A 10,061-nucleotide genomic window follows, 5' to 3' on the forward strand; every position below is an offset into this window, starting at 1 on the left:
CACGCACCGGCCATGGCTTGGCGAAGAAGCGCTTGTACACCTCGTTGAATGCGGCGCGGTCGGCCATGTCGGTGAGGTAGATGGTCAGGTGCAGCACGCGGTCCATGGAGCTGCCAGCGCGCTCCAGAGACTCTTTGAGCAACTGCAGGGTGCGCTCGCTCTGGGTTTCGATATCGCCCAGCTCCAGCTCGCCATCGGTGCGCAGCGGAATCTGCGTGGTGACCAGCAGGCCGTTGTATTCGGCCACATCCGAGGAAATGGAGTCGGCGTCCGGGTCGGGGGTGAAGTGGATGTCTGCGTGAGCCATGGAAAATGCTGCCTTGCTACGGAAGGAAAGGCGCAAGCCTACGCGAGCCGTCAGCAGGGGTCGAGCTACGCGCCTGTCAGCCGCGCATTGAAATGCCCGGGCCAGGCGGTCAGAATCGCCGCCGTTTCTCATGCAAGGGGTTGGCGTTGAACGAACAGACACTGTCGATGCGCCTGGAGCGGGTGGCGGCGCATATTGCGCCGGGCGCGCGCCTGGCCGACATCGGCTCGGACCACGGCTACCTGCCCGTGGCGCTGATGCTGCGCGGTGTGCTCGAGGCCGCAGTGGCCGGGGAGGCGGCGCAGACGCCGTTCGAGTCGGCGCGGCGCAAGGTGCGAAAAAACGGCCTGGAGCAACGCATCACTGTACGCCTGGCCAACGGCCTGGCGGCCATCGAGCCCGGCGACCGGGTCACCGTCATCAGCCTGTGTGGCATGGGCGGGGAAACCATTCGCGACATTCTCGAGCAAGGCAAGCAACGCCTGGCCGGCAGCGAGCGCCTGGTGCTGCAACCCAACGGTGGCGAGCGTGAGTTACGCCAATGGCTGATGGAGAACGGCTACCGCATCGTGCATGAGGAAGTGCTGCGGGAAAACCGCTTCGACTACGAAATCATTGTCGCCGAGCCGGGGCAAGCGGTGGCCTACAGCGCCGAGCAGCTGTACTTCGGCCCCTTGCTGATGCAGGAGAAAAGCCCGGCGTTCCTGGTCAAGTGGCGGCGCATGCTGCGTCAGAAACAGCAGACCCTGGCGCATTTCGAACGGGCACGGGAGGTGCCGCAGGACAAGGCAGAGGCCTTCGCCATCCAGGTGGCGTGGATCCACCAGATACTGGCCTGAAGCTTTACAGCGAGCAGTCGCCCATTTGCTCATAGGCGATCTCGTGGGTCTGGCCCTGGTGGTCGACATACACCATGTGCGCGGTACCCACTTCGCACCGGTCGGCATTGCTGGCTGGCGTGAGGGAAATCACTTCGGCGATGTCCAGCGGCGTGCCGTAGGCATATTTCTGCACGTTGGCAGGTTGCTCGGCGGCGAAGGCGCTGAAGGAGGCGAGGGCGCCGCAGAGGGCGAGCAGGGGTAGGGAAGTGTTCATGGCAGTCTCCAAGTGAGGATGTATCTAATGATGTATTCATCAGGCATCCACAATAAATGTGGTAAAGCGTGATAGATTCCTGCCTCTAGCGTACGAATAGAAGGTGGATCGACATGGACATACTGCATGCCATGCGTACCTTCACCCGCGTGGTGGAGTGCGGCAGCTTCGCCGCGGCGGCCAACGCCCTCGATATTTCCGCCGCACAGGTGTCGCGGATCATCGCCGAGCTGGAAAACCAGCTGCAAACCCGTCTGTTGCACCGCACGACTCGCCGCCTGCGCATGAGCGAGGCGGGCGAGCGCTTTCTGGAGCGGTCCCGGCAGATCCTGTTGATGACCGACGAAGCCATGGACGAAGCCCGCGGCGCCCACCTCACGCCCCGGGGGCACCTGCGTTTCCACTGTCCTTATGGCCTGGGCCTGCTATTGATGCCGCTGGTGGCACGCTACAACGCCAGCTGCCCGGAAGTGGTGATGGAACTGACCCTGTCGCAGCGCAACCCCGACCCGCTGGCCGAAGGGCACGACGTGGTGATCACCGTTGGCCAGGGCCTGCCGGATTCGCAGCTGATCGCCATTCCCCTGGGCAGTATCTATAGCGTTTTCTGCGCCTCGCCCCAGTATCTGGAGCGCCAGGGCGTGCCGTCATGCCCCGAAGACCTGCAACAGCACACCTGCCTGCGACTGGCCGACCCGATGTTCGAGGAGCACTGGTCGTTCGGTGATGGGCCGGAGGCGTTCAGCATGGTGCCCAAGGACACCTTCCTCACCAATGTCGCCGACGCCATGTTGCGTGCCACGGAGCTTGGCATGGGGGTTGGCCTGGTGCCGTTCTACTCGGCCAGCCAGGCCCTTGCCGAAGGGCGACTGTGCCGCGTGCTGGGCGAGCACCGCCTGCGCGAGCGTGCGGTTTATGCGGTGTACCCGTCGCGGCATTACCTGGATGCCAAGGTGCGTACCTGGCTGGACCTGATCCGCGAACAGCTGTCGCTGCTGTTCGCGGTGCACGAGCAGGTCGTGGGCGACCGCCGCTACTGGCGCTGAATCAGCGGGCGTCCTGGTCTTCGGCCTTGCCGCCGCTGGCACCCGCACCGCTGCCGGTGGCCTCGCCGGTGCTGTTGGAGCCACCCGCTGCACCATCGGCGGCATCGGAGTTGGTACCGGTGTCGCTGGCGTCGTTATCCTTGGTGCCGCCAGGGGTGTTGACGCTACTGCCTTCGCCAGCGGTCTTGCCTTTGGTGGGCGCGTCGCTGGTGGAGTGCCCAGCGTGGGGCTGGGTGTCGTTCATGTTGGTGGCGGCGAAGGCCGCGCCACAGGTGAGGCTCAGGGCAAGGGCGAGGGGAAGTGGACGAATGCGCATCATGTGAAATCTCCTGGGGAGGTGATGGTCATTCGTTGGGCCACAGGCCATCGCCCAGGGTGCCCGATAACCGACGGACGGTTAGGTTCAGGCCGCCTCGGTGCGCGCTACCGGTTGCTCGCCCGTCAGTGCATCGACAATCGGCGGGTGCTCCTGCGCCGCCTGCATCAAGGCCTCGGTCACCCGTAGCTCGGCACCGGTAGGGGAGAACGTCGCGCTGGCTTCGAATGGCGCCGGATGCTGCGCCGCCGGGCGCTTGCCACGGCGCCACAGGAAGCAGCCGACCATCGCCAGGTTGACCACGGCGAATGCCCAGAACAGCCCGGCCTCGCCATAGGAAGTCATCACCGGCGAGATCGCCAGCGGGCTGAGCGCCGAGCCCAGGGAGTTGATCAGCAGCAGGCCCTGGATCATCGGCACCAGGGCATCGGCCGGGGCGCGGTCGGCGGCATGGCTGACCGCCACCGGATACACCGCGAACACGCCACCGCCCAGCAGGAACAGCACCAACGGCAACCAGCCCGAGGTCGGTGGCAGCATCAGGATCACCAGCGACAGCAGCACGCACAGCGCACCCAAGGTGATCAGCACGTCCTGGCGGTCCTTGCGGTCCGACCAGCGCCCCACCGGGTATTGCAGCAGCATCGCGCCCAGGATCACCCACGCCATCATGCTACCGACTTCCCCGACATCCAGGCCGATACGTTGCAGGTACAGCGGCAGCAGCGCATACACTGCGGCGATCGCCACCCCGGAGCCGAAGCAGCCAACCAGGCCGCTGGGGGTCACGCCCAGCAACTGCCGGGGCTTGAGCGGCTCGACCTGCTCGAGCAGTGGCGACACCTGCGGCAGGATCACGATCGGCAGCACCGACAGCGCCGCGAGCATGCCGGCGACCATGAACGGCGCGGTATCGCCCATGCCCACCAGGCTGCCGAGCATCGCCTGGCCCAGTACGCCCGCGCCGTACAGGGCGATCATGTACAACGCCAGCAGGCGCCCGCGCACCTTGGCGTCACCGGCCAACAGCAACCAGCTCTCGATGACCAGAAACACGCCGACCGTGGCCCAGCCGTTGATCAGCCGCAGGACGAACCAGCCCCAGGTATCGACGAACAGCCCTTGCAGCAGGATGGTCGCGGCAATCAACGAGGCGAAGCTGCTGTAGGCGCGAATATGGCCGATACGCAGGATCAGCCGGTCGTTGAACAGCGCGCCCAGGGTCAGGCCGATGAAGAAGGCCGCCGAGACCACGCCGATCATCGTCGCCGATTCGCCGGCAGCGCCCAGGCGCAAGGTGGTCAGGGAGTACAGTAGGCCGTTGCCCAGGGCAACGATGAACAACCCGAGCAATGGCGCCAGCGCCATGCCCAGCAAACGCGAAGACATACGAACCTCAAGAGATGGAGTAGAACGCAGATGCCTTTCGCGGGTGCACGCCAAACCTGGCCGCAAGGGGCCGGTGCTGCACGAAAATGCGGGGGATGGGGCGAAAGGGCGCGGCATTCTACGCCCTGGCGCGACGTTGCCAAAGCGAATTCTGGTGCGACCACTGACCGCAGGTCGCAATAAGCTGGGGTAGCTGTGTACGCCACGGTCACATTCAGACCATTCCTACACAGTGCGCGTATTTCTCGCATAATGTCCCCCCAAACCGCCCCAAGGAACGCACATGCTGTCTTCACTGTTCGCTGTCCTGGCCCCGGTGTTCATCGTCGCGGGTATCGGTTATGCCTGGGCACGCAACGGCATGGACTACCCGACCGAATTCATCGCGCGCCTGGTGATGACCGTCGGTACCCCTTCGCTGGTGCTGTCTACCCTCAGCCGCACCAGCCTGGAGCCGACGGCCTTCGCCAGCATGGCGCTGGCCTGCATGCTGTGCCTGGTCGGCATGGCCCTTTGCGGGTGGCTGGTGTGCTTGGCCTCGGGGCAACACTGGCGGGTATTGATGCCCGCATTCATGTTCCCCAACACCGGCAACATGGGCCTGCCGATCAGCCTGTATGCCTTTGGCGAACACGGCCTGGCCTTGGCCGTGGCGTTCTTTCTTACCCTGGCGATCTTCCAGTTCACCCTGGGCCTGGCCATGTCCGGCAGCAGCGCCTCGTTCAAGGCGCTGCTGCGCAACCCCATCGTCATCAGCCTGTGCGCCGCGTTGCCGCTGATCTTCTTCGACCTCACGCTGCCCGCCTGGTTGGCCAACACCGTCAACCTGCTGGGCGGCATGACCATTCCGCTGATGCTGCTGACCTTGGGCGTGTCCCTGGCCAGCATCCGCCCCCAGCACGTCGGCAGCGGCATACTGCTCGGCGGCCTGCGGATCGTGCTGGGTGGCGCCGTGGGCTGGGCCGTCGGCGCGCTGCTGGGGCTCGACCCGCTGGCCCATGCGGTGCTGGTGACCCAATCGTCGATGCCGGTGGCCGTGTTCAATTACCTGATGGCCGTGCGCGCCAAACGCGCCCCCGAGCAGGTGGCCAACCTGGTGATGTGCTCCACAGTGCTGTCGCTGGCCTGGTTGCCGGTCGTGCTGGCGCTGTGGCTGTAGCGGCTCGTCATTCTTTTGTAATGACGGCGTCATGCCGCCGTTTCTCCCGGCTTTCTACAGTGGCAGCCAGCCCTTCAGCCAAGCCGGGAGAACCCCATGAAACTTAGCTCGATCGTCCTCGCCCTGTCCCTTGCCGCCGGTGCCCTCGGTACCTCGTCGACCTGGGCCGCCAGCCCCGCCAACGCCCCCCAGGAGGTGAAGAACATCGTGCTGGTGCACGGCCTGTTCGCCGATGCCTCCAGCTGGGCCAAGGTGATTCCCCTGCTGCAAGCCAAAGGCCTGCACGTGACTGCCGTGCAGAACCCCACCACCTCGCTGGATGACGATGTCGCTGCGGTAAAGCGCGCACTGGCCCACCAGGATGGCCCGGTGATCCTGGTCGGCCACTCCTATGGCGGCATGGTGATAAGCCAGGCCGGTACGGCGCCCGAGGTCAAAGGCCTGGTGTACATCGCCGCGCGCGCTCCCGAGGCGGGCGAAGACTACCCGGCGTTGACCAAGCGCTTCCCGGCGGCACCGGCGTCGGCTGGTTTGCAGTGGTCGGCCGACGGCTATGGGCAGCTGAGCGAATCGGCGTTCGTCAACGACTTTGCCGGTGACCTGCCCAAGGCCGAGGCGCAGCTGTACTACGCCGTGCAGCAGCCGATCGGCGAAGGCATCAAGACCGCCAAGACCAGCGTTGCCGCGTGGAAGGACAAACCGAGCTGGTACGCCGTCTCGACCCAGGACCGCACCATCGATACCCAATTGCAGCGTTTCATGGCCAAGCGCATGAATGCCCACACCGTGGAATTGCAGGCCAGCCATGTGTCGCTGCTGTCCCAGCCGGAAGCGGTGGCCAAGCTGATCCTGCAAGCGGCCCATGTGCCCGGCCAGTAAAGGCACAAGGCTATACTGCGGCGTGAATCACACAAGGCGTAGGACGCTGTGAAGATCCTTATCATCGAAGACGAAGCCAAGACCGCCGACTACCTGGCCAACGGCCTGGTAGAGGCGGGCTACAGCGTCGACTGCGCAAGCAACGGCGTGGACGGCCTGCACATGGCCCGCGAAAGCGCCTACGACCTGATCCTGCTGGATGTGATGCTGCCGGAAATGGATGGTTGGACCGTGATGCAGCGCCTGCGCAGCCACAGCCGCACGCCGGTCTTGTTCCTCAGCGCCCGCGGCACCCTGGAAGACCGCCTGCGCGGCTTGGGGCTGGGCGCGGACGAATACCTGGTCAAGCCGTTTTCGTTCGCCGAGCTGCTGGCCCGCATCCGCATCATCCTGCGCCGCGAGCAGCCCCAGGCCAATGCCCAACTGCTGTGCCTGGACGACTTGCAGGTGGATGTCGACAAGCACCGCTGCGAGCGCGGCGGGGTTCGCATTGCCTTGACCAACCAGGAATTCAGGCTGCTGGTGTGCTTCCTGCAACACACCGAGCAGGTGCTGTCGCGCACCTTCCTGGCGTCGCGGGTGTGGGACATGAACTTCGACAGCGATACCAATGTGGTCGACGTCGCGGTGCGCAGGTTGCGCCAGAAGATCGACGACCCGTTCCCGGTACGCTTGATCCACACCGTGCATGGCGTGGGTTACCGCTGCGAGCGGGAGGCATGAGGCGCCTGTCGCTGACCGCTCGCCTGGCACTGCTGCTGGCGACGTTTTCCTTCGTCGCCCTGGCGCTGCTCGGTGGCGCGCTGTACGTGGCGCTGGCGCGGCAGTTGGCGCTGCGCGACGACGGCGCGCTGCTGGCGCGGGTAGAGCAGATTCGCACCTTGCTGCGCGACCTGGATGCCCGCCAGTTGATCGACGAAAAGCCACAGTTGTTCGGCAACATGCTGGGCAATACCGAGTCGCTGCTGGTCATTCGCTACCGCGGCGCGCCGCCCTTGCTGGAAGTGAACCCCGGGCAGCGGGAGATTCCCCGAATCGAACCGTTGCCCGACGGGCAGCCGCTGGCCCTGGCGGACGTACAACGCAGCGTCATGGCCGACGGCACCTCGTTCATCTACACCGCCGTCATCAGCCAAGGCCGTGATGGCCAGCCCCCCTTGGAGATCCTCTCGGGCCGCCTGCTCAGCGAACGCACGCGCATTCTGGCCGAGTACCGCGACAACATCGTGCTGTTCGCCTCGCTGATGGCGCTGCTGGCGGCGGCGCTGGCGTACGTGCTGGCCCGGCGCGGCATGTCGCCGCTGCGGCGCCTGGCCCAGCAGACCGCCTCGATCGGGGTCGGCACGCTGTCCACCCGCTTGCACGGCGAGCAGGCCCCGACCGAGCTGGCGGCGCTGGTCGAGCAGTTCAACGCCATGCTCGAGCGCCTGGAGCGCGGCTTCGAGCAGCTCAAGCAGGTGAGTGCCGACATGGCCCACGACCTGCGTACACCGATCAACAACTTGCTCGGGCAGACCGAAGTCGGCCTGGGGCAACCGCGCGACACGGCCTACTACCAGCGATTGCTGGGCTCGAACTTCGAAGAGCTGCAGCGCCTGTCACGCATGATCGACAACATGTTGTTCCTGGCCCGTGCCGAGCATGCCGATGCGCTGATTCAACGCACCGGGCTGGAGGTGGCCCAGGAGCTGGAGCGGCTGTGCGAGTACTTCGAGGGCCTTGCCGGCGAGCGTGGCGTGCACCTGGCCTGGGTGGGCGAGGGCGCGCTCTGGGCCGATGCCGCGTTGTTGCGCCGGGCGTTGGCCAACCTGTTGGCCAATGCCGTGCGCTTCGCCGACCCGGGCAGCACGGTAACGGTGAGGGCGCAGGCCGAGGCGGGCGGGGTGACGCTCGAGGTCCTCAACCATGGCCCGGCCATCGCCCAGCGCGACCTGGAGCGGGTATTCGAGCGGTTCTATCGCGTGGATGCCGCGCGCCAGGGCTCGGCACTCTCCAGTGGGCTGGGCTTGTCGATCGTGCGTTCGATCATGCAGCTGCACCAGGGGCGCTGCTGGGCGCGCAGCGAGCAAGGCCAGACCTGCTTCGGGCTGTGGTTTCCCGGCCAGCCAGGCTAGGTGTGTGGTGCTTCAGCGGCGGCGCAGCGCCCGGGCCAGGGCCACGGTCAGCACCACCGCCAGGGCAACGGCCAGGGTGAAGGTCGCCGCGATACCCAGCTGCGCCAGCAGATGGGCAAGCGCCAGGTAGAAGGCGATCACCCCGACAGCACCGATGGCGTTACCGCGGATCATCGCCGCCATGCTCGGGCGCCCGCCTTGCAGGTGCGAGAACACCACCAGCGGCCAGGCGATCACCGGGATCGGTGCGAGCATGCCGCTGGCCGCCGGGCCCAGCCAGCTGGCACAGCCGGTGATGACCATCAGCAGGGTGGTAGCGGCCACCATGCGCAGCGGGATCTCCCAGATGCGATGGCGCAACCTGGCCGGTGCTCCTGTGCCTTGTTCACGCGCCGTCGCGCGCACCAACAGCACCACGATGGCCAGGGCGGCGACGATCGACACCACCAGGTTGCCCCAGTGGGTGAAGGCATAGGCCACCGGTGCGTAGAACAGCAGCGACAGCAGCACGCTCGCAGCCACCCCCAGCTTGCGCGACACCAGCAGGTAGCAGGTGTAGGTGGCCTGTACCGCCGCCAGCCCACCCAGTGCACCCGGCACCGCATTCAGGGCGAACGCCGGGCCTTGCTCCAGGCAGAGGAACAGCATCACCAGCGCCGAGGTGATCGGCAGGCCCGAAAGCAAGCCCCCCAGCAGCCCGCCCCAGCGCCGCGAGGCCAGGGACACGGCCCACATCAGCAGCGGGGTGACGAGCAGTTTCAGGTACAAGAGCGTCATGGAAGGCGCAGGCTCCGGGCTTTGGGACGATGAACAGCCGAGCATTCTCGCGCAAAGGGCGACATTTTCAAGCGCATGGCGAATCTGTTATCGCGCGGCGGCGCTGTTTGGCCCGGTCGCGCGCGGCAACACTACGGCAAATTCACTGGAGCCGTGACCATGTCAAACCCTGCAACCCCTTTGGTATCGATCGCTGTGCTCAAGGCCCGCCTGGGTCGCGAGCAAGACCTCAAGAAAGCTTTGCTGGCGTTGATCGAGCCAACCCGCGCCGAGCCCGGCAACCTGGACTACGTGCTATTCGAAGGCCGTGATGAGCGGGGGACATTCTATATGCGCGAAGCCTTCGTCGACCAGGCAGCGCTCGATGACCACTGCGCCACCTCACACTTCCAGGCTTTCGTTGCGATCAGTGGGGCACTGCTGGCCGAGCCGCTGCGGCTGATTTTTCTTGACCCTGTGGCTTAGAAATCAAGGAAATGACGCTAAATGGCCATTATCCAGAGCGTCATTTTGATTAATGGCCATTTGATAAAAACTATATTTATTAGGGTATTACGATAACTATCTAACAAGTTTATAAAGGTTTTACCTGTATAGACTTGTCTGTCGGCCATTTCCTACAAAACACGTTACTTTTTGTTGCCTAGGCCTTGGCCTTCGTGCTTATCATCCGACCGCGCCGGGCCAAGAACCCGGCGCCAATGGATTGCCATTGACCCACAGGTCAGCGGCCCCATAGCCGAAGGGACCACCCAGGCTCAACGCTCGTGGTCCGCTTGCGCCCCCATAAGGATGGTGAGGTTTCAATTGGTCACGCAGTTTGAAATCGCTGAAGTCACGGGCCATGTACCCGTAGTCACCACGACTCCCCGCGCGCGCTCCCTCGCCGCGCCTTCCTCCTCGCCGCCTTCCTGAACCACCGGCCCGGTCTGAGCCGGGCCTCGAAGGCAGGGCGACCGACGCCCTGCGTATACAAGAA

Annotated in this window: 12 protein-coding genes; 7 read left to right on the forward strand and 5 right to left on the reverse strand. The window is 65.2% G+C overall.

Annotated elements, in window-relative coordinates; genetic code table 11:
* Positions 1-307, reverse strand: a 307-nt coding sequence (locus ACQKPE_RS10020; protein WP_427665385.1) for a RidA family protein, incomplete at its 3' end; no start/stop codon positions are given.
* A 146-nt stretch (positions 308-453) separates the two neighbouring features.
* Here ACQKPE_RS10020 and ACQKPE_RS10025 point away from each other — a divergent pair.
* A complete protein-coding gene (locus ACQKPE_RS10025; protein WP_427665387.1) occupies positions 454-1,146 on the forward strand; it encodes a tRNA (adenine(22)-N(1))-methyltransferase in 693 nt (230 codons plus the stop codon).
* Positions 1,147-1,150: 4 nt separating this feature from the next.
* Here the strand turns inward: ACQKPE_RS10025 and ACQKPE_RS10030 are convergent, their stop codons facing one another.
* Entirely contained in the window at positions 1,151-1,402 is a 252-nt protein-coding gene (locus tag ACQKPE_RS10030) for a DUF2790 domain-containing protein (RefSeq protein WP_427665388.1), read from the reverse strand.
* 113 nt (positions 1,403-1,515) lie between these two features.
* On the opposite strand from ACQKPE_RS10030, the gene ACQKPE_RS10035 reads away from it, so the two are divergent.
* The gene (locus tag ACQKPE_RS10035; RefSeq protein ID WP_427665390.1) at positions 1,516-2,448 is read left to right on the forward strand and encodes a LysR family transcriptional regulator; all 933 of its coding nucleotides are present in this window, start codon (positions 1,516-1,518) and stop codon (positions 2,446-2,448) included.
* A gap of 1 nt (position 2,449) precedes the next feature.
* Here the strand turns inward: ACQKPE_RS10035 and ACQKPE_RS10040 are convergent, their stop codons facing one another.
* Together ACQKPE_RS10040 and ACQKPE_RS10045 are read right to left on the reverse strand one after the other, a co-directional pair.
* On the reverse strand, positions 2,450-2,767 hold the full coding sequence (locus ACQKPE_RS10040) for a hypothetical protein (RefSeq protein ID WP_427665392.1): 318 nt from the start codon (positions 2,765-2,767) through the stop codon (positions 2,450-2,452).
* An 84-nt stretch (positions 2,768-2,851) separates the two neighbouring features.
* Complete coding sequence (locus ACQKPE_RS10045; protein ID WP_427665394.1) at positions 2,852-4,153, reverse strand: MFS transporter; 1,302 nt, start codon at positions 4,151-4,153, stop codon at positions 2,852-2,854.
* 283 nt (positions 4,154-4,436) lie between these two features.
* On the opposite strand from ACQKPE_RS10045, the gene ACQKPE_RS10050 reads away from it, so the two are divergent.
* From ACQKPE_RS10050 to ACQKPE_RS10065, 4 genes are all read left to right on the forward strand, one after another.
* On the forward strand, positions 4,437-5,312 hold the full coding sequence (locus ACQKPE_RS10050) for an AEC family transporter (protein ID WP_427665396.1): 876 nt from the start codon (positions 4,437-4,439) through the stop codon (positions 5,310-5,312).
* A 195-nt stretch (positions 5,313-5,507) separates the two neighbouring features.
* Positions 5,508-6,191, forward strand: coding sequence for an alpha/beta fold hydrolase (locus ACQKPE_RS10055; protein ID WP_427665453.1), 684 nt, complete (start codon positions 5,508-5,510; stop codon positions 6,189-6,191).
* A 48-nt stretch (positions 6,192-6,239) separates the two neighbouring features.
* Complete coding sequence (locus ACQKPE_RS10060) at positions 6,240-6,914, forward strand: heavy metal response regulator transcription factor (protein WP_427665397.1); 675 nt, start codon at positions 6,240-6,242, stop codon at positions 6,912-6,914.
* Positions 6,911-8,305: a heavy metal sensor histidine kinase gene (locus ACQKPE_RS10065; protein WP_427665399.1), complete on the forward strand. Its 1,395-nt coding sequence runs from the start codon at positions 6,911-6,913 to the stop codon at positions 8,303-8,305. The genes ACQKPE_RS10060 and ACQKPE_RS10065 overlap by 4 nt, the downstream gene beginning before the upstream one ends.
* Before the next feature lie 12 nt (positions 8,306-8,317).
* On the opposite strand, the gene ACQKPE_RS10070 is transcribed toward ACQKPE_RS10065, so the two are convergent.
* Positions 8,318-9,082, reverse strand: coding sequence for a hypothetical protein (locus ACQKPE_RS10070; RefSeq protein WP_427665401.1), 765 nt, complete (start codon positions 9,080-9,082; stop codon positions 8,318-8,320).
* Between the two features lie 159 nt (positions 9,083-9,241).
* On the opposite strand from ACQKPE_RS10070, the gene ACQKPE_RS10075 reads away from it, so the two are divergent.
* Positions 9,242-9,547: a putative quinol monooxygenase gene (locus tag ACQKPE_RS10075; protein ID WP_427665402.1), complete on the forward strand. Its 306-nt coding sequence runs from the start codon at positions 9,242-9,244 to the stop codon at positions 9,545-9,547.
* Positions 9,548-10,061 lie beyond the last annotated feature (514 nt).

The sequence above is a fragment of the Pseudomonas sp. NPDC089554 genome, from assembly GCF_050280645.1.
Lineage (GTDB): Bacteria > Pseudomonadota > Gammaproteobacteria > Pseudomonadales > Pseudomonadaceae > Aquipseudomonas.